Here is a 19,120-nt window from a genome sequence, read left to right as displayed (position 1 = left end):
ATAACAACTTAGAATTTACATCCTTGGATTATCATCAATTTTTGTTCCTTAAAGTTCATTTCTTAAGTGCTTCTATTAGATCTAGTTCTATTTTTTTCCCTTTACATAATTCAATCAACGCATGCCTTGCAATTCTATTTGGCTTTGTACGACCATTTTCCCATCTATTTACAGAAGTAAATCCAACATGGAGTTCTCGTGCAAGACCCTCTTGTGAAAGCCCTAAATCTAAACGTATCTTTTTTACAACTTCATTTAATTCCATATAGATAACACCACCTATAAACTGTTTAAATTACAGACCCATACAAATTAGAGTATAGCATAAGCTATAGCATTTTTCAATTTCGAAAGCACCCTATTCTACCATAGTAGCAAATGAAAAAACCGCCTCATAATTAATACAAAGCGGTTTTTATACGTATTCAGTTTACCTTTGACCCTCAGTTCACAAGTTGTCCTTATGACCACTTGTATTTTAGCCTTCAGTTCTTTTCAATTGACTTATTTCACGCTAAATTTAAAAGTTGTGGCGCTTGAATAAGTATCTCCTTTTTTAAGCAGTACATCTTCTTTAAAAACTTCATTATACCCTATAGGTAACTTTTGCGTCTCGAAGCATACACCATAGTTAGGTTTTTGTATTTTACCATTCGATAATTTAATAGGTTCATTGGCATAATTCATCGTATACATCACGACACCTGGCTCAGTCGTAAATATCTCCATACATCTTTTTGAAATAGGGTCATAGAATTCCACAGCTTGATGATTGTCATTTAGCAGCCATGGATGATCATAACCATTGCCATACTTTAATTGTATATCATCTTGATGAATATCTCGTCCAATAGGCTTTCTTGTTTTAAAATTAAAGGCTGTATGTTCATCTACACTAAGCAGTTCCCCATCAGGTATCAGCACCTCATCTAATTTGCATATTTTATCTGCATTAATAGAGACTTCTTGATCCAAAACAGATCGCTTCGCATCCCCCGAAAGATTAAAATAAGCATGATTCGTAAGATTTACAATCGTATCTTGATCGGTTTTTGCTTTATATTCAATAGTTAGTTCATTTTCATTATTAAGCTTATAGGCTACTGTTACTTCTAAATTACCCGGAAAGCCCTCTTCGCCATCCTTACTCAAATAAGTTAACTTTAAAATAGCTTCATTTTTGGTAACTTCTACTGAAGCTGTCCATATTTTTTTGTCAAATCCTTTAATGCCTCCATGTAAAGTGTTGCCGTTATTATTTTTAGCAAATGTATAGACTTTATCATTAATCGTTACTTTTGCATCATATATTCTCCCAGCTACGCGACCAATTAAAGCATTGAAATAGCCTGGGTTTTCTTCATAAGTCTCCATATTCTCCCAGTTAAGAAGAACATTCTCAAAACTACCTTCCTGATCCGGCACTAAAATTTTTGTAAGGATACCGCCTAAACTTAAAATTTCTACTTGCATGCCTTTGTCATTAATAAGTTGATAAACAGTAACTTCCCTGCCACTGCCAAAAGTCACTTTAGCATTTTGTATCTCCATCTCAAAACCCCTTTTCCTGAATATTAATAGACTGCCTATAAATTATCATATCAAATATTATGAATTTTTTCCACAACTTTCTCTTATAATAAGTCTAGTGGGAATTAATGTTTTTTTAGAAATCTTCCGGCCGCTTTTTAGTCTTTCAGCAAGTATCTCTACAGCTGTATCTCCCATAAAATCTGTATAAACCTTAATCGTTGTAAGCGATGGTGTCAGAAACTGCGCCGTATAAATATCATCAAATCCTATAATACTTATATCGGTTCCTATACGTAATCCTTTCTCTGATGCAGCCTTATAAGCGCCAATCGCCATAGGGTCACTCGCAATAAAAAAAGCAGTTAATCCTTGCTGTTTTTTAAGAGCCTCATGCATGAGATTATAGCCATCTTCTGGTGTAAAACTTCCCTTTAACATATGGTTCTCATTAAATAGATTCTTTTCTTTCATAAAATCTTTATAAGTTTCTTCGCGGTAATCTTTTATCATATCTTTTTTGTCATTAATATATTCTGATCCCCCAATATAACCAATAGCCCGGTGCCCCAATGCATAAAGATAACATAGGGCATCTGTAACTCCATTTTTATAGTCCGTAACAACGCTGTCATATCTAACCTCATCTGGTGAGGAATCTATAAATAGAATATGCTTAGAGAATTTATCCAAAATTTGGACCTCATCTTGTCCAAATTTACCAATAGCAATTAAGCCATCCAACTCTTTAGAGAGTGCTTCATAAAGACTAACATTTCTAAAATTTATACCCTCTTTCTCACACTTTTTTTCTACAGCAATTCGAATAGATAAATAGTATGGATCTTTAAGTTCCTCTGTCTCCGTATACCACTGCACAATGCCAATATTAAGCTTTTTAACACGATTTTTTCTTTGGTTAACTGTTACATATTGAAGTGCCTCAGCTACTTCAAAGATGCGCTTCTTAGTAGTTGGCGGCACATTAAGCGTCTCATCAAAATTAAGTACTCTTGATACGGTAGCAATAGATACTCCAGCTTTTTTTGCAACTTCTTTAATAGTAGCCATCACTCTACCCCTCTCATCTTTTTACTAAAATTAATTCACTTAGATTATATCCTTTTCCAGCTATAAAACGCTGATTTTCTGGGATGTAATATCTATATAATATTATATCCCTTTTTATTATTTCAATCAAGTCATTATTTTTTTAGTAAAAATCTTGATTTTTTTTACCTATCCTATATAATAAAAATATAATACTATTAAATCAGATTTAGGAGGATGCTTATGGATCTATCATTTTTTCAAGAAAAATTTACTGCTGTATTTGAAACCCGTCCGAAAGCCAGTTTTTTTGCACCAGGGAGAGTTAATTTAATTGGTGAACATATTGATTATAATGGCGGCCTTGTTTTCCCTTGTGCCATTACCTTAGGCACATATGGCAGTGTCAGTAAACGCTCTGATAAACTCTTCAGAGTCTATTCTTTAAACTTTGAAAGCTTAGGAATCATCGAGTTCTCATTAGATGATTTAGCCTATAATAGTGCACATAATTGGTGTAATTATTTAAAAGGTGTTCTTAAATATTTGCTCGCTGCTGGTCATACTATAGATTCAGGCCTTAATATCGCTATATTTGGAAATATCCCTAATGGTTCAGGCCTTTCTTCTTCAGCCTCTTTAGAAATTTTAATGTGTAAAATATGCACAGATATATATGATCTCAATCTTAGCAGCGTAGAAGCCGCTCTTTTAGGCAAAAAAGTCGAAAATGAATATATTGGTGTCAACAGTGGTATTATGGATCAATTTGCTATTGCACTTGGCAAAGAAGAGCACGCCCTACTTCTAGATTGTAATACCCAAAAATATCAGCACATTCCTTTTCAAATAGAAGGGTATAGTATTGTTATTATGAATACTAACAAACGCCGCGAACTAGCTGATTCTAAATATAACGAACGCCGCAGCGAATGTGAAAGTGCCCTTTTGAAACTCAAAAAAAGTTTTAATATCCAAGCTTTATGTGATCTTAAGGAAGAAAACTTAGATGAGGCTGCTGCAATCATTAATCATCCTACAGAATTCAAACGGGTTAAGCACACTATTACAGAAAACACACGGGTTATAGCTGCCACTAAAGCGCTTGAAGCTCGCGATCTTATCACCTTTGGCAAACTTCTTAATGCCTCTCATCTGTCTCTTAAAGATGATTATGAAGTCACTGGCAGAGAATTAGATACCCTTGCCCAAGCTGCATGGAACACCGAAGGGGTTCTTGGCGCACGTATGACAGGCGCTGGTTTTGGAGGTTGTGCCATTGCCCTTGTAGCGGACGAAAATGTAGAAATATTTATAGAAAAGGTTAATGCAGCGTATACAAAAGAAATTGGCTATGAAGCTTCATTCTATATTGCTTCAATAGGCAATGGCCCTAAACAAATTCATTAATACAAGGAGGTTCTTATGAAAATACTTATAGTTGGCGGCGCAGGTTATATTGGTTCTCATGCTGTTAAACAGCTTGTTGAAAATCATTTTGATGTAGTTGTTATAGATAGTTTAGAAACAGGTTATAGAGAAAGTGTTCCAAGTCATCTTCCTTTTTATCAGGTAGATATCAAAAACAAAGAAGCACTTAAAGAAGTATTTATTAAGGAAAAATTTGATGGGGTTATTCATTTTGCAGCCAATTCTTTAGTGGGAGAATCTATGACTAAGCCTCTTAAATACTATAATAACAATGTACATGGCACACAAATTTTATTAGAAGTTATGGTAGAAACAGGTGTTAAATATATTGTCTTTTCTTCTACAGCTGCAACGTATGGTAATGTTGAAACGATGCCTATTACTGAGGATATGGCGACACATCCTACAAACACTTATGGTGAAACAAAGCTTGCTATCGAAAAAATGATGAGTTGGACAAATAAAGCACATGACTTTCACTTTGTTTGTCTAAGATATTTTAATGTGGCGGGGGCAGATGCAAGTGCTGCAATCGGGGAGGCGCATAACCCAGAAACCCATCTCATTCCACTAGTTCTTCAAGTCCCCCTAGGTCAAAGATCTCATATTACCGTTTATGGCAATGACTATCCAACTCAAGATGGTACTTGTATCAGGGACTATATTCACGTTACAGATCTCGTGGATGCACACATTCTTGCCCTTGATTATCTTATGAAAGGCGGTCAGAGCAATATCTTTAATCTCGGCAGTAACAGCGGCTATTCAGTTTTAGAGATTATCAATGCTGCCAGAGAAGTAACAGGTCATGAAATTCCTTTAGCAATCGGCGAAAAACGTGCTGGAGATCCTGCTGTCTTAATTGCTTCTTCTACAAAGGCTAAAGAAGTTCTTAACTGGTCTCCACACTATACAGATGTAAAAACCATCATTTCTAGTGCTTGGAATTGGCATCAATCTCATCCCCAAGGCTATAAAGGAGAATAATATGAACAATGTATGTGCACTTATTGACAGGCTTATTGAAATTTCTATAGCAAATCATATCATTTCAGAAAGAGATATCATTTATGCCCGCAATAGATTACTTGCTCTATTGCAAGAAACAGAGTATGACCCCTCTGACAGTTTGAACCTGGATCTTTATCAAACCTTAGATGCACTGGGTGATATTGCTGCAGAAAAAGCTATTATCGCAGACAGTCTCTATGCTAAAGATATTTTTACAAGTACTATTATGGATGTCTTTTTACCTGTGCCTTCTATCATAGAAGAAAATTTTTATAACGCGTATAAAAGATCGCCTAAGGAGGCTACTGACTTTTTTTACAATCTTAGTCAAAGTTCAAACTATATTAAAATGAGCCGTATTGCTAAAAATATACAGTTTAAATCTGATTCTAAATATGGTCCTATAGATATCACTATTAACCTTTCTAAACCTGAAAAGGATCCTAAAGAGATTGCCCTTCTTAAAACGGCACCGCCTAATAAATATCCTGCTTGTTTATTATGTATTGAAAACGAGGGATATGAAGGTACGCTCAAACTTCCTGATAGGGCCAACCATCGTATGATAAACCTTAATCTTAATGATAAAGAATGGATGCTGCAATATTCGCCTTATCTTTATTACAACGAACACTGTATTTTACTTTCTAAAAAGCATGAGCCTATGAAAATGACCAAAGCGAGTTTTTATAATTTACTGCATTTTGTTGAGAAGTTTCCGCATTATTTTATAGGTTCAAACGCCGATATCCCTATAGTAGGTGGTTCTATTTTATCTCACGAACACTACCAAGGCGGCTGTTACCAGTTTCCGATTCATTCTGCAGGTACATTATGGGAGTTTAAAATCTCAAAATTTCCTCATGTAACTTGTAAAGTCTTAAATTGGCCTCTTTCTACCATTCAGTTATATGGAGAAAATTTAGAAGATGTTGCTGAATGTACAGACTATATTTATACTGCATGGCAATCTTATTCTGATGAAGAAGCTGAGATTCTTTCTCATACAGAGGATGTGCCTCATAATACAATAACTCCGATTGCACAAAACGACGGTCGCCAATTTGTGATGAGTGTGGTGCTTAGAAATAATCGTACTACAAGTGAACATCCTCTTGGTATATTCCACCCCCACGCAGATGTTCAGCATATCAAAAAAGAAAATATCGGACTAATAGAGGTTATGGGCCTTGCTATACTCCCCGGAAGACTTCTTGAAGAAATTGAGGCTATTAAAGCGTATTTACAAGGCCTAAGTGATGAGGTTTCAGATTATCATAAGCCATGGGCTAATCAGTTAAAAACTAATTACTCCCGTGAAATGGCTATAGATCTATACTTGCAAAAAGCACTGGGTGATAAATTTGTAAGGGTATTAGAAGATGCAGGAGTATTTAAGTTAAATGATTTTGGCATTCAAAGATTTAAAGCTTTTATTGACACTTTATAGCAGACTATTAACTTAAAAATACCCTATCATTACTAACAAAATAAAATAGTACATAAAGCAAAGTTTATTAATGCTTTATGTACTATTTTTGAATTTCTTATATTTTACTTTTACCTTTTATATACGCCAAGTTAAATTCTTATAATGCTTGTACTATTCCTAAAACAACAGTTGCAAGTCCAACTATTAAAGTATAAATTGCAAACACTTTATACTTATCCGTCTTAACTAACCAGGCAATAGCTTTTATAGAAAGAAAACCTGATAGTGCTGCAGCTATAAATCCCACTAGCATAGGTAAGATTTCAAGATTGGAACCTACTTCCAGAGCATCTTTTATCTCAATTAAACTTCCGCCCAATATTGCTGGTATACCTAGTATAAATGAAAATTTAACTGCAAATTCTTTTGAAAACCCAGCTATTAATGAACTGCTTATTGTAGAACCTGAACGAGATACCCCAGGGAATATAGCAAGTGCTTGAAAAAAACCGATAAAAAGCGCATTACCATATTTCATTTCTTTAATCGCTTTTCTTCCATGATCTTTTCGATCTGCTAGAAAGAGCACTGTTGAAGTAAACAAGAAACATGCCCCTAATATAATAAGACTCCCTTGCCTCACAATATTATCATAAATGGACTTAAAGGGTATTAAAATAAGTAAAGGTATCGTTGCTACGATCAGCATCATAATCATTTTTCTATTTAAGTTCATATTTTTCAAAGTAAATTTAAGCGTAAAAATATCTCCCAACATATTAAACGCCTCTTTAATAAGCTCCCAAATCGTCTTATAGAAAGCTATAAAAACTGCCAGTAGTGTGCCTAAATGAAGTACAGCCATAACGAAAGTGGAACTTTCCGGCGCCATTCCTGTAAAGTGTTGATATAATGCAAGATGCCCTGAACTTGATACAGGTAAAAACTCTGTAATTCCTTGTACAATACCTTGTATGATTGCTTCTAAAATTGTCATATGTACGCTCCTTATCTTTTTGTTCTTCCTGATGCTAAACGCTATCATTTATCTATACATGCTTTCTCATTATACAACTTTCTATCCTATTTTGAAAGCATTCCCAAAACTTAAAACCTTAATTTAAGGATAAATTTCTGTAATTACGGTAAAAATGTTAATATATTTTATAATAGGAGTGATACCATGAAATCATTGCAAAAAGTTATATCTCAAAACCAAAGCAGAGAGGATCATAATAAAGAAGCGTGGAATGCTAATAATGGTTTTAAAACAAATGGCAACAGCGGTGTTCAAGAAGGAATCGGGCAAACTAAAAACAAAAGATAAGCACTCAATGGGAGCAGAAAACACTGCTCCTATTTAATAGGATAAAAAAATCTATGCAGATTTATTTGTATAATAAGACTGAATAAATTTTATCATTGTCCAAATAAAGGCCGCACTTATAACTACTGCTTCCATAACTATAAATAGCGTGTCTACCTTATTCCAAAAAAGTGTGCTAAGTTTTATTATCCCAAATACAAAAAATAAAGCCGCGGAAAATGTTTTAATAAAAATATCCGGGATATTCTTTCCTATCTTACTTCCCACCCATATACCCATTACACTCGTTGCTACCATTGCGCCTACTGTCCCTATTAAAATCTCCCATGGACACACAGCATCCATGGATAGTGTAATCGCTGCAAGCTGCGTTTTATCTCCCAGCTCACCTATAAAAAAAGCTGATGCTACTGTAATAATAGGACTTTTATAATTGATTAATTCTTCTTTCTCCCCTTCTTCATATCTTAAAGAGGTAAAAGCAAAATATATAAAAGCTAATCCAGCGATAGTGCCAAGTAATGTGAGGGGTATGAGACACCCTAGCTGGTTGCCGAGCAGCACAGCGAGTCCATGATTAAGCAGCGAGCCTATAAATACGCCTGCCAAAACAGACCTTGCCTTATATCTCGTTGCAAACATCATCGCTAAAATCTGTGTTTTATCTCCCATCTCTGCAACAAATACAAGCAAAAAGGCACTCAATAATTCTCTCGTCATTACCAATCCCTCTTCCCTCTTGATACTGTGTATTTACCAAACTCCATAAACCTCATTAGAGCTTACTTTAATGTATATGCTTGTATACTAACAGGGTATAACATTAAATTTACAATTAATTTTTTGAATGCTCTAAATGGCCTTTTATAGACATAAAAAATAAGGGAACCAAAAAGCTTTAAACTTTTCGATTACCCTTATTATCTTATTTTTTATTTAATTATATCAATTTTATTTGAAATATCTTTTTAAAAGTCCTGCAAATGCCTGGCCATGTCTTGCTTCATCTTTGCACATTTCATGTACTGTATCATGAACTGCATCATAACCTAACTCTTTAGCAAGAGTTGCAAGGTCTTTTTTACCTTGACAGGCACCATTTTCTGCATCTACTCTCATTTGAAGGTTTTTGCGTGTATCACCTGTTACAACTTCACCAAGAAGTTCTGCAAACTTAGCAGCATGCTCAGCTTCTTCTATTGCAATACGTTTATAGGCTTCTGCAACTTCTGGAAATCCTTCTCTATCCGCTTGACGACTCATTGCAAGATACATACCAACTTCAGTACATTCACCCATAAAGTTTTGACGAAGACCCTCTACTACTCTCTCATCTAAGCCTTGTGCTACACCTATTCTATGTTCATCTGCCCATGCAAGTTCTGCTGCCTGCTCAGTAAATTTTGATGCTGGCGCCTTACAAATAGGACATTTTTCTGGTGCTTCATCTCCCTCATGAACATAACCACAGATTGTACATACATATTTTTTCATTATTTAACCCCTCCAAATATTTAATAATTTTTATTAAGTAATAATAATTATTACTTAATATGTTTATATAATAACATATTTTCTTGTTTTGTCAATAGCCTATTTTATTTTTATAAAAAAAACTACCTAAACAATTCAATATATGATGTTTAGATAGTTTTAAATGCTTATTTATTTAATGATGTCTATTTTATTATACAGATCTGTTTTTTCTACAGATAAAGCTTTGCTGAGCTTAATGAGTTCATCTTGAGCATATTGTGTTTTAAGCATGCCTTCACTATCTTGTTTTATTTGTTCAAGAGCTCCCACATCTCTAGCTTCTACCTTAATGATATGATAACCATAGTCTGTCTCTACAAGTTCTGGATATACTTTTCCTATTTCTCCTGTAAATGAAGCCTCTTCAAACTGTGGTACCATTTGGCCTCTTGGGAACGTATACTCTCCGCCACTGTCTTTTGACCCTGGATCTTCTGAATAAACTTTAGCAAGCTCTGCCATATCTTCACCTGCTATTGCCTTATTTAAAACTTCTTGTGCAAGTTCCCTTGCTTTTTCATCTTTACTGGCAATAAGGACATGTTTTACTGTTGCAGTCTCGTAACCCGCTTTAATCTGCTCCATTTGCGTATTAATCTCGTCTTCACTTGGTGTATAATTATCCCTTAAACCTTCTACAACCTTTTGTATCGTAAAATCATACTTAAGAAATCTCTCCATATCTTTAATATCAAATTTTAATTTCTCTACTAACTCTGTATTATTCATTATAATTGTATTGGCCTGTTCATAAACAAGATCTTGATCCTCTTTGGATAATTCTAATCCTAGGGCTTCAGCTTTTTGCTTAGCTGCAATAACGAGACTAATATTATCCAATGTATTTTCCTTAGCTATATCTAATGTTTTGCGTCCGCCCGTCTCCATTTCCCATATGTTAGGCCCAGCACTTTCAAACTGTTGCTGTGTAATCCAAAAGTATAAGTTGAAAACGGGATGTGTGATCTCTTCTCCACCTATTACAACTACAATTTGATCACTCTGACTACTCTCTGGTAATTGTTCTGCTGGACTATTAGCCGCATCTTTTAATTGATCTGCTGAAGGTTTTTGATTAGCGTACAACGCTATAAATATTCCAACAGCTATTAGAAGTACAATCCCTGCAATTAATTTAGTATGCTTACTTTTTTTAGTACCAATTTCTTCTTGAAATCCAGTTGGTTCCTCATTCGTTATATGACTTACTTCTGTATCATCTGTTACTTGTTCTTCCTCTACCGCTTGTTCTTCTTGAACAGTCTCTTGCTCTTCACTTAACTGTTCTCCACATTCTAAACAGTATATTTGATCCTCTGGATTCATATTGTCGCACTTATTACATTTCATCATATAGTCTCCTCTTTAAATTTTCTACAATGTTATTATTTTTTTATGTGTAAAATGTTTTTCACCGGTTGCATAATCTGCTACGATGTGTCCATTTCCACATAGCTTATATTTATAAATGAGTAGTCCTTCTATGCCTACAGGGCCTCTTGCATGAATCTTAGCTGTACTTACACCTACTTCTGCACCAAACCCATATCTAAATCCATCACTAAATCTTGTCGATACATTATGAAAAACATTCCCTGAATCAACTAGCATCATAAACTGAGCTGCTGTTTCTTCATTCTTCGTCACAATACAATCTGTATGGCCTGAGCCGTAGTTATTAATATGATCTATTGCTTCTTGAAGATTATCTACTATTTTAATAGAAAGTATATAGTCCAGATACTCGGTTTGCCAATCTGCTTCATCTGCAGCTTCTGCATGAATGATGTTTCTCGTTTTTTCGCATCCTTTTATAAGCACTTTGTATTGATCTAGAGATGCTTTAAGCTTTGGCAGAAATATAGGAGCAATCTCTTGATGAACGAGTAGTGTTTCTAATGCATTACATACTGCTACATACTGTACTTTTGAATCTGTTACTACTTTGACTGCAAGATCACTATCTGCTTCTTGATCCACATAAGTATGGCATATGCCATCCGCATGTCCCATAACAGGGATATTAGAATTTTTCATAATATAGCTTACAAACTCATTAGATCCTCTTGGAATAAGCAGATCTATAAACTTATCCATTTTAAGAATGGCATTTACATCTTGCCTATTTTCCATAAGCGCTATCCAGCCCGTAGGTATACCTATGTCTTCTGTTGCTTTTTTTATAATTTGAAAAAGTATTTTATTCGTTTCTTTTGCCTCGCTGCCACCTTTAAGGAGTACAGCATTACCACTTTTTAAACATAGTGCAGAGATCTGAACAAGTGCATCAGGTCTCGATTCAAAGATAACGCCTATAACACCAATGGGTGATGCAATCCTAGTTAAGATTAAATCTTTATCTAATTCTGTCTTAAGCTGAATCTTACCAACTGGATCTTCAAGACCTATAAGACTTTGTATGCCTTGTACTACGTCTTTTATTTTCTCTTCACCAAACTTCAATCTTTTTAAAAGCGGCATAGCTGCTTGTTCTTTTTCGCTGTTTTCTAGATCTATGCTATTGGCTTTTTCTATTGCATGCTTATTTTTCTCAAGGGCTTTAGCAATAGCTCTTAATGCTTCATTCTTCTTATCGCCATCTATGGCTGCTAATTGAATAGCTGCCTTTCTTGCGTTTTGGGCTGCCTCATATATATCCATATGCATAATCCTCCTTAAATTGTTCTGTCTTTACTAAACACATAGAACCATTATACCTTTTTTATAATAGGCTTACAAACATTATCTCATTTCCCTAAGCTTTTATAAGTTCTAAAAAATTCTCTTCTGTAATAATCGGGATGCCAAATGCTTTAGCTTTCTTGTTTTTACTAGAGCTTGACGCATTGTCATTATTAATTAGATAATGCGTACTCTTACTCACAGAACCTGTTACTTTACCACCTAGTTCTTCTATTTTAGCTTGCAGCTCCTTACGGTTTTTAAAGTGATAAACTTCTCCGGTTATAACAAACGTATGGTCTTTAATCTGTGATTCCGGTATAGCAGCCACACTCTCCTGTCTTAAGTGAAGTTCTTTCAGCATATTCTGCACCATAACTTGATTAACTTCCAAACTGAAATAGGCACTGAACTCTCTTGCAATAACCGGGCCAATCCCTGAAATATTTTTTAGTTCTTCCTCTTTTGCATGTATCATTTGATCAATTTCATAATTAAAATGTTTACAGATAAGCTTAGCTGTATTTAGTCCAACTTGTACAATCCCTAGTGCATAGATAAACTGTGCAAGGCCAACATCTCTTGATTTTTCAATAGATTGCATTAGGTTCTGATAAGACTTTTCTCCAAACCCCTCTATTTGAACGATTGATTCCTTATAGCCTTCTAAATGATAAAGCGAACTAAATTCCTGCAAATAACCTTTCTTAAGAAATTTATCGATTGTCGCTTCTGAAAGTCCTTCAATATTCATAGCATCACGACTTGTAAAATGTACAAAAGCTCTTAAGCGCTGCGCTTTACAGTTGGTATTTGTACAATAGAGTGTCTTCGATGCTTTCTCTTGTTTAATAATGGTATGTGCGCCGCACACCGGACATGCATCTGGCGCTTTAACAGGTCCAGTTGGGGTTACATTCTCTGAAATCTGAGGGATGATCATATTGGCTTTATATACCTTTACGGTATCCCCTATTCCAAGTTTTAGATCTTCTAATATACTTAAATTGTGGACACTAGCTCGCTCCACAGTAGTCCCTTCGATCTCTACCGGTTCAAAAATAGCTACTGGATTAATAAGCCCTGTACGAGATGTATTCCATTCAATATTAATAATTTGTGTCTCTGCTATTTCATCCTGCCATTTAAAGGCAATTGAGTCTCTTGGAAATTTTGCTGTTTCACCAAGCCCTTTAGCATAAAAAATATCATTATAAGTCAGTACAAGCCCATCTGATGCAAAGTCTTTATTTGATATTTCTTCTGCGAAGTATTTAACGCACCTTTCTAGGGTTGCTTGTGTAACTTTCTTATACTCTACAGTTTCAAATCCCTTTAAACTTAACCAATCTATCTGCTCACTCTTTGTCTGAAACGCCATACCACCTTCTACAATCGCAAAGGCAAAAAACCTAACTTTTCTATCTGCCGTAATTTTGGAATTAAGCTGTCTTACACTGCCGCTGCATAGGTTTCTAGGATTTTTATATTTTTCTTCTTTTTCACCTAGTTTTTCATTGATTTTATGAAAGTCTGAATAAGTAATAATCGCTTCACCTCTTATGACAAGTGACTCTTCATAATCTATTTTCAGCGGAAGATTTTTAAATACTTTTGCATTATTAGTAACATCTTCGCCAATTTCTCCATTTCCTCTTGTAACTGCACGGACAAGTTTACCTGCCTCATAAGTACATACAATCGTAAGGCCATCCAACTTCCAGGATAAGAGCCCTTCCTCGGCACCTAAAAATGTTTTAAGCCTCTCACTGTCTTTAGTTTTATCTAGTGAAAGCATTTTCTGTGTATGCATTATTTTAGGTAAGCTGCTTACAACACCATAACCTACCTTTTGGGTAACACTTCCTGCAAGAATAATGCCTGTCTGTTCTTCAAGATTCTTAAGTTCATCATAAAGCTTATCATATTCATAGTTACTCATTATTTCTGTATCTTGCTGTTCATATGCATAAGCCGCTCTATTTAATAGCTCTACCAATTCTTTCATTCTGCTCATTTGATCACTACGCATAAACTTCTCCTAACTTAAATACTTTATATTTTATAGGTTATAAGACTATTAGTAAAGCTCCCTAAAGCACTAAAATTAATACTTTTAAGGAGCTCTTCATATTATTATTTTTTTTGTTTGTAGCGCTGCATAAGTTTAGTCCCAAGTGTATGACATCTAGCTTGATCTACAAAATTCCTCTTAATAAATGTCATTTCATCATATTCCTCAGATGTCAGCCTTCCGCTTTTATACATATCCTCTGCAAGTTTTAAAAAATTTTCCGTGTTCTTAATGAGTTCTTGTAATAGCATATAGGATTCACACTTCCTTAACACAATATAACATATTGTATAGCATTTAAGCTTATTTTATCACTTCGTTATTTATTAATCAATTATTTATTCCTAAATATGCACTATTTACTATACAAAATAATTAAAACTGTTACTTATTAAAATTATAACTTTTGTAGTTTAGCAAACCTTGTACTTAACTGTCTTATTTCACCACTTTGAAAGCTAATTGTCACAAATACATCATCTTTAATTTTGTCAATTTGTTTAATAGTTCCTTGCCCAAACATCTTATGCTTTACAATATCACCTTCCGTAAAATCTAAAATGGGCTGAGGTAAATTTTCTATTTTAGAAGGTGCATGTCCTAGATTATGGCCTATAGGTCCTTTACTCCTAAAAGACGGCATAGTAGGCTTAGGTATTTCTTTAGTAACAAACGTTTTTTTCTCATTTGCAGACTTTGTCTCAAAGGTTCTAAGACTTTTGGAGTCTTCCTGAGATTTTTGCAGTCTTGATTCTCCTCTTCCAAGTTCTCTGATAAATCTAGAAGGTAAACTGTACTGTGTACGTCCAAAAAGTGTTCGCTGTTCTGCGTGAAGAATATATAGTTTTTCTCTGGCTCTTGTAATGCCCACATAACATAATCTTCTTTCTTCCTCTAATTTATCGTCTCCCTCTGTAAGGCTCATATAGCTTGGAAAGAGCCCTTCTTCTACCCCTGGCATAAACACGACAGGAAACTCAAGTCCTTTGGCACTATGTAGCGTCATAAGTACTACCGAGTTACTATCTTCATCGTAATTATCAATATCTGCTACAAGTGCAACTTCTTCTAAAAATTCATCTAATCTAGGCTCCTCGGCATGGCTCATATAATGCATCGTCTTTGCAATAAGCTCCTCGATATTTCTTAAACGATCTTCTGCCGTTTCAGCTTCTGTTTGACGAATGTAGTTTAAATAATCAGTTTTTTCTATAATGAGTTCAAGTAACGCTTGGATATTGTTTGAAGCTGCAGCTTGCTGTAACTCTTCTATAAGTACTGCAAAGCTTAAAACTTTTTGACTAGGCCCATTCCCTAGTATACCAAGTTCTTTTGAAAGTCTGGCTGCTTCAAAAAAATCCATGTTTTGTCTTAGGGCATAATCAGTCAGGGTATTAACACTAGCTGCCCCTACCCCTCTTTTGGGAACATTAATAATACGTTTTATAGCCACATCATCTTTTATGTTCGCCACCACTTTAAGGTAGCTGACTAAGTCTTTAATTTCTTTTCTCTCATAGAATCTTGTTCCGCCAAGAAGTCTATAGGGTATAGAGTTTTCTACCATTTTTTCCTCAAGCACACGGGACTGCGCATTAGTACGGTATAAAATAGCAAATTCTCTATAATCTCTTTCTCCTTCTTCAATACTCTTTACGATGTTTTTTGCAATAGCTTCCGCTTCTCTATATTCATTAGTTGCTGGTACTATAGTAATCGTTTGACCGTCTTCGTTATCTGTCCAAAGTTTTTTAGGTTTTCTCCCTTTATTGTAGGCAACTACTCGATTTGCAGCCTCTAATATGTTTTTAGTGGAACGATAATTTTGTTCAAGTTTAATGACTGTTGTTGCTGCAAAATCTTTCTCAAAGTCCAGTATATTGCTGATATCCGCTCCTCTCCAGCCATAAATAGACTGATCATCATCTCCCACTACACAAAGATTATGATGCGCCTTTGCCAACATTTCTACGAGCTGATACTGTGCACCGTTTGTATCTTGATATTCATCTACTAAGATATATTTAAATTTATTTTGATAATAGTTAAGTACGTCCGCGTGATCTCTTAGGAGTAAATAAGCATTCATTAAAAGATCGTCAAAGTCCATCGCATTATTATCCTTTAATTTTTTCTGATAAGCTGCATAAACTTGGGCTATAATCTTTTCTCTATAATCCTCAGCTGCTCTTTTTGTGGCCATATCTGTTGTAATAAGTTCATTTTTTTTACTGCTTATGGCGCCTAATACTGTACCTACTGGGAAATTTTTTTCATTAACATTAAGAAGCTTTAGGATATCTTTTAAAAGAGATTTTTGATCAGCGGTGTCATAAATAGTGAAATATCTGCCATATCCTAGCTTTTCTGAATATCTTCTTAAAATACGTACGCACATTGCATGGAAAGTACTAACCCACATATCATCGGCCATTTCTTCTCCAATTAAAGCAGCTACTCTTTCTTTCATTTCTTTTGCTGCTTTATTCGTAAAAGTAATGGCAAGAACTGACCATGGTGCTACGCCTTTATTTTCTACTAAATGGGCAATACGATGAGTTAGAACCCTTGTTTTGCCTGAGCCTGCTCCTGCCAATATAAGAAGTGGTCCTTCTGTATGAAGTACAGCCTCTTTTTGCATATCATTTAATCCTTTAGTAAAATCCATATCCTTATTTCTCCTTTATTTTAAACTTGGAAGATAAGCTTATGCTTTTTAGACTAACACAAAACGGCAGGCTCTTTAAGGGGCCTGCCACTACGGATTAGTAATACATTATAGCTTGCAACAGCATGTGTATCTATTTGCCAGAAACTGCTTATTTTTTCACTCTGTCTAGCACGACTTTATACCCATCTGAACCATAGCTCAGACATCGATTAACTCTGCTGATAGTCGCTGTTGAAGCGCCAGTCACCTGTTGGATTTCTATATAAGTCCTTTTGTCTTGTAACATCTTAGCGACTTCCAACCGTTGTGCAAGGGACTTAATTTCATGAACTGTACATATATCTTCAAAAAAAGCATAACATTCTTCTACTGTATCCAGTGTTAAAATAGCCTCAAATAACTTATCCGTTAAATCATCTTTAATCTTTGAGTTCATAATAGGCTCATTCATCTCCTCGCTATCTTCTTCACTTTAACATTTTACAGTATGGAACTCTTTATTTCAATCGCTTTTTTGAAATAAATGTAAGAAGTGCTTCTACATCAGTATTTATAACTAGTTCTTTTGGAAAGTTCAGTTCTTGAAGCAAATTATAAGATTCCTTAAATTCTCCTACATCATAAGCAATGTGCGCATCAGAACCTACTACAACATGTGTTTGGTATTTTATACAATAATGCAGCATTTCAATCAAGCTTTCCCTAACCCCGGGTCTGAAACTTGATGGTTTGAGTGAAGCGTTATTAATCTCAAGGAGTGTGCCTGTTTCTTTAGACATTTTCACAATTCTTTCAAAATCCAGTGGATATCTAGCGTCTCCAGGATGCCCTATAATATGGATTAAAGGATTTTGCATAACCTTTTCAATACAGCTTGTAACTGCCTCTTTTTTTGCAAAAGCAATACATGGCGGATGAAGACTTGCAATCACCATATCTACTTCATTCATAATCTCTTCTTGGGCATCTACATTGCCTTCATAATCGATAATATTAATTTCTGCGCCTCTAAGGACTTTTACACCATATATTTCTTCCGGTATTGCCCGTAGATTCATAAAATGAAAATCATGGGCTCCTCCCGGCATTCCACTTGTATGGTCCGTAATGGCAACAAGCTTCGTACCTTTTCTACTGGCTTCTCTTATTATTTCATCTACTGTACTGTAAGCATGACCGCTTGCTAGGGTATGGACGTGCGTATCTGCTAAAATTTTCATTTTTATTCCCCTTCTATTTTAAGTTGATAAATGATTGATTTAAGATGCCTTCAATGCTATTATTATACAGTATTATACGTATTTTAAAAGCCTTAATTTCATATATTAGTAGTACATACAGTCTTATAGACTATGATATTACTTTAAAATCAAGCTCAATAGACTAAAATTTTAAGTTAAAACTTTAAGTTACTTTTAACTACACAAATCTAAAAGTACACATGGGGAGATAAAATGAACGATCATTTATTTAATATAAAACGCATACTAAGTATTATCTTCGGAACTTTATTAATAAGCATTGCTATTAATGGCATATTTGTCCCTAACAAACTCCTTAGCGGTGGCGTTACCGGTATTGCAATTCTCTTTCATTTTATTTTTAATTTTAAAGTAAGTCTTGTTGTACTTATTTTAAATATTCCTCTTTTTATAATAGGCTCATTTTTTTTAAAAAAAACTTATCTGAGCTATAGCGTATTTGGCATGATTATGTTGTCTTTGTGGCTCGAGCTTACAAGTTCTCTTATCATTCACACAAACAATATTCTTTCAATTCTTGTAATAGGTGGTTTCTTGTATGGAGCTGGTATAGGCATTATCTTTAAGTCAGATGGTTCTACTGGCGGCATAGATATTATTGCTAAAATAGTCAATAAATATTTTTCTATTAATATGGCTACAGTTACTTTTTTTATCAATAATTTTATTATTCTCTTATCCATCTTTTTATTCGGTGTTGATATTGCAGTAACGACCATCAGCACGATGTTCATAGGGAGTAGAATAACGAACTTTGTAGTAGACGGTATCAATCATAAACGTACTCTGTTTATTATTACGGACAGTGAACATTATGAAGCCATTTCAAATCATATTATTCAAAATGTACACCGTGGTGTCACTGTTATCCCTGCTATAGGGGCTTATACAACGCGGCCTAAATATATATTATATACTACTGTTGGACTTCGAGAAGTGGCCAAAGTTAAACAGCTTATACTAAAACACGATCCTAATGCTTTTATGACTGTTTCTGAAACAGCTCAAGTTATTGGCAAAGGCAAAGGATTTTTGCATCTAGACACTGATTAATATATAAAAAAAAGACATTGGCCAATGTCTTTTTTTTTATATATTAATCAGCACCCCTTAA

Annotated in this window: 18 protein-coding genes; 5 read left to right on the top strand and 13 right to left on the bottom strand. The window is 34.7% G+C overall.

The features are described from left to right. Positions 1–55: 55 nt before the first annotated feature. The 3 genes from BN3326_RS18710 to BN3326_RS18700 all read right to left on the bottom strand — a co-directional run bounded on the left by BN3326_RS18710 (position 56) and on the right by BN3326_RS18700 (position 2,601). On the bottom strand, positions 56–265 hold the full coding sequence (locus BN3326_RS18710) for a helix-turn-helix domain-containing protein (protein WP_070000783.1): 210 nt from the start codon (positions 263–265) through the stop codon (positions 56–58). Positions 266–504: 239 nt separating this feature from the next. Next, on the bottom strand, positions 505–1,551 hold the full coding sequence (locus tag BN3326_RS18705) for an aldose epimerase family protein (protein WP_070000782.1): 1,047 nt from the start codon (positions 1,549–1,551) through the stop codon (positions 505–507). Positions 1,552–1,608: 57 nt separating this feature from the next. Continuing rightward, entirely contained in the window at positions 1,609–2,601 is a 993-nt protein-coding gene (locus BN3326_RS18700) for a LacI family DNA-binding transcriptional regulator (RefSeq protein ID WP_070000781.1), read from the bottom strand. 222 nt (positions 2,602–2,823) lie between these two features. Between BN3326_RS18700 and BN3326_RS18695 the strand changes: the two genes are divergently transcribed. Genes BN3326_RS18695 through BN3326_RS18685 form a run of 3 tightly spaced genes read left to right on the top strand, consistent with a single transcriptional unit; the run spans position 2,824 to position 6,472 of the window. Then, entirely contained in the window at positions 2,824–3,990 is a 1,167-nt protein-coding gene (locus BN3326_RS18695; protein WP_070000780.1) for a galactokinase, read from the top strand. Positions 3,991–4,005: 15 nt separating this feature from the next. After that, a complete protein-coding gene (galE, locus tag BN3326_RS18690; protein WP_070000779.1) occupies positions 4,006–4,998 on the top strand; it encodes a UDP-glucose 4-epimerase GalE in 993 nt (330 codons plus the stop codon). 1 nt (position 4,999) lies between these two features. Next, positions 5,000–6,472, top strand: coding sequence for a UDP-glucose--hexose-1-phosphate uridylyltransferase (locus BN3326_RS18685; protein ID WP_070000778.1), 1,473 nt, complete (start codon positions 5,000–5,002; stop codon positions 6,470–6,472). A gap of 139 nt (positions 6,473–6,611) precedes the next feature. Here the strand turns inward: BN3326_RS18685 and BN3326_RS18680 are convergent, their stop codons facing one another. Beyond that, on the bottom strand, positions 6,612–7,451 hold the full coding sequence (locus tag BN3326_RS18680) for an undecaprenyl-diphosphate phosphatase (RefSeq protein WP_070000777.1): 840 nt from the start codon (positions 7,449–7,451) through the stop codon (positions 6,612–6,614). Positions 7,452–7,637: 186 nt separating this feature from the next. Here BN3326_RS18680 and BN3326_RS22125 point away from each other — a divergent pair, with 186 nt between their 5' ends. Beyond that, positions 7,638–7,781, top strand: a complete 144-nt coding sequence (locus BN3326_RS22125; RefSeq protein WP_171903869.1) for a hypothetical protein — start codon at positions 7,638–7,640, stop codon at positions 7,779–7,781. Positions 7,782–7,832: 51 nt separating this feature from the next. Here BN3326_RS22125 and BN3326_RS18675 read toward each other — a convergent pair whose 3' ends face one another. The 9 genes from BN3326_RS18675 to BN3326_RS18635 all read right to left on the bottom strand — a co-directional run bounded on the left by BN3326_RS18675 (position 7,833) and on the right by BN3326_RS18635 (position 17,964). Further along, positions 7,833–8,501 carry a TMEM165/GDT1 family protein gene (locus tag BN3326_RS18675; protein WP_070000776.1) on the bottom strand — a complete coding sequence of 223 codons (669 nt, stop codon included), beginning with the start codon at positions 8,499–8,501 and terminating at the stop codon, positions 7,833–7,835. Between the two features lie 231 nt (positions 8,502–8,732). Further along, positions 8,733–9,275 (bottom strand): NADH peroxidase, encoded by a 543-nt coding sequence (locus BN3326_RS18670; RefSeq protein WP_070000775.1) that lies wholly within the window; start codon positions 9,273–9,275, stop codon positions 8,733–8,735. Between the two features lie 171 nt (positions 9,276–9,446). Beyond that, complete coding sequence (locus tag BN3326_RS18665) at positions 9,447–10,667, bottom strand: peptidylprolyl isomerase (protein ID WP_070000774.1); 1,221 nt, start codon at positions 10,665–10,667, stop codon at positions 9,447–9,449. A 24-nt stretch (positions 10,668–10,691) separates the two neighbouring features. After that, complete coding sequence (locus BN3326_RS18660) at positions 10,692–11,978, bottom strand: glutamate-5-semialdehyde dehydrogenase (protein ID WP_070000773.1); 1,287 nt, start codon at positions 11,976–11,978, stop codon at positions 10,692–10,694. 94 nt (positions 11,979–12,072) lie between these two features. Then, positions 12,073–14,031, bottom strand: coding sequence for an NAD-dependent DNA ligase LigA (gene ligA, locus BN3326_RS18655; protein ID WP_070000772.1), 1,959 nt, complete (start codon positions 14,029–14,031; stop codon positions 12,073–12,075). 104 nt (positions 14,032–14,135) lie between these two features. After that, entirely contained in the window at positions 14,136–14,324 is a 189-nt protein-coding gene (locus tag BN3326_RS18650; protein WP_070000771.1) for a hypothetical protein, read from the bottom strand. 146 nt (positions 14,325–14,470) lie between these two features. Next, a complete protein-coding gene (gene pcrA, locus BN3326_RS18645; RefSeq protein ID WP_070000770.1) occupies positions 14,471–16,741 on the bottom strand; it encodes a DNA helicase PcrA in 2,271 nt (756 codons plus the stop codon). Positions 16,742–16,892: 151 nt separating this feature from the next. Next, positions 16,893–17,180 (bottom strand): YerC/YecD family TrpR-related protein, encoded by a 288-nt coding sequence (locus BN3326_RS18640; RefSeq protein ID WP_070000805.1) that lies wholly within the window; start codon positions 17,178–17,180, stop codon positions 16,893–16,895. Between the two features lie 61 nt (positions 17,181–17,241). Continuing rightward, entirely contained in the window at positions 17,242–17,964 is a 723-nt protein-coding gene (locus BN3326_RS18635) for a phosphatase (RefSeq protein ID WP_070000769.1), read from the bottom strand. A gap of 234 nt (positions 17,965–18,198) precedes the next feature. Between BN3326_RS18635 and BN3326_RS18630 the strand changes: the two genes are divergently transcribed. After that, a complete protein-coding gene (locus BN3326_RS18630; protein ID WP_070000768.1) occupies positions 18,199–19,059 on the top strand; it encodes a YitT family protein in 861 nt (286 codons plus the stop codon). Positions 19,060–19,120 lie beyond the last annotated feature (61 nt).

Source organism: Cellulosilyticum sp. I15G10I2, assembly GCF_900095725.1.
Lineage (GTDB): Bacteria > Bacillota > Clostridia > Lachnospirales > Cellulosilyticaceae > FMMP01.
The sequence above is the reverse complement of the archived record's forward strand: the minus strand, read 5'-3'. Positions and strand labels throughout refer to the sequence as shown.

Excerpts from the sequence above, each read along its gene's own strand:
- BN3326_RS18710 (WP_070000783.1), bottom strand. The coding sequence starts at position 265 with ATGGAATTAAATGAAGTTGTAAAAAAGATACGTTTAGATTTAGGGCTT.
- BN3326_RS18705 (WP_070000782.1), bottom strand. The coding sequence starts at position 1,551 with ATGGAGATACAAAATGCTAAAGTGACTTTTGGCAGTGGCAGGGAAGTT.
- BN3326_RS18700 (WP_070000781.1), bottom strand. The coding sequence starts at position 2,601 with ATGGCTACTATTAAAGAAGTTGCAAAAAAAGCTGGAGTATCTATTGCT.
- BN3326_RS18695 (WP_070000780.1), top strand. The coding sequence starts at position 2,824 with ATGGATCTATCATTTTTTCAAGAAAAATTTACTGCTGTATTTGAAACC.
- galE (WP_070000779.1), top strand. The coding sequence starts at position 4,006 with ATGAAAATACTTATAGTTGGCGGCGCAGGTTATATTGGTTCTCATGCT.
- BN3326_RS18685 (WP_070000778.1), top strand. The coding sequence starts at position 5,000 with ATGAACAATGTATGTGCACTTATTGACAGGCTTATTGAAATTTCTATA.
- BN3326_RS18680 (WP_070000777.1), bottom strand. The coding sequence starts at position 7,451 with ATGACAATTTTAGAAGCAATCATACAAGGTATTGTACAAGGAATTACA.
- BN3326_RS22125 (WP_171903869.1), top strand. The coding sequence starts at position 7,638 with ATGAAATCATTGCAAAAAGTTATATCTCAAAACCAAAGCAGAGAGGAT.
- BN3326_RS18675 (WP_070000776.1), bottom strand. The coding sequence starts at position 8,501 with ATGACGAGAGAATTATTGAGTGCCTTTTTGCTTGTATTTGTTGCAGAG.
- BN3326_RS18670 (WP_070000775.1), bottom strand. The coding sequence starts at position 9,275 with ATGAAAAAATATGTATGTACAATCTGTGGTTATGTTCATGAGGGAGAT.
- BN3326_RS18665 (WP_070000774.1), bottom strand. The coding sequence starts at position 10,667 with ATGAAATGTAATAAGTGCGACAATATGAATCCAGAGGATCAAATATAC.
- BN3326_RS18660 (WP_070000773.1), bottom strand. The coding sequence starts at position 11,978 with ATGGATATATATGAGGCAGCCCAAAACGCAAGAAAGGCAGCTATTCAA.
- ligA (WP_070000772.1), bottom strand. The coding sequence starts at position 14,031 with ATGCGTAGTGATCAAATGAGCAGAATGAAAGAATTGGTAGAGCTATTA.
- BN3326_RS18650 (WP_070000771.1), bottom strand. The coding sequence starts at position 14,324 with ATGCTATTACAAGAACTCATTAAGAACACGGAAAATTTTTTAAAACTT.
- pcrA (WP_070000770.1), bottom strand. The coding sequence starts at position 16,741 with ATGGATTTTACTAAAGGATTAAATGATATGCAAAAAGAGGCTGTACTT.
- BN3326_RS18640 (WP_070000805.1), bottom strand. The coding sequence starts at position 17,180 with ATGAACTCAAAGATTAAAGATGATTTAACGGATAAGTTATTTGAGGCT.
- BN3326_RS18635 (WP_070000769.1), bottom strand. The coding sequence starts at position 17,964 with ATGAAAATTTTAGCAGATACGCACGTCCATACCCTAGCAAGCGGTCAT.
- BN3326_RS18630 (WP_070000768.1), top strand. The coding sequence starts at position 18,199 with ATGAACGATCATTTATTTAATATAAAACGCATACTAAGTATTATCTTC.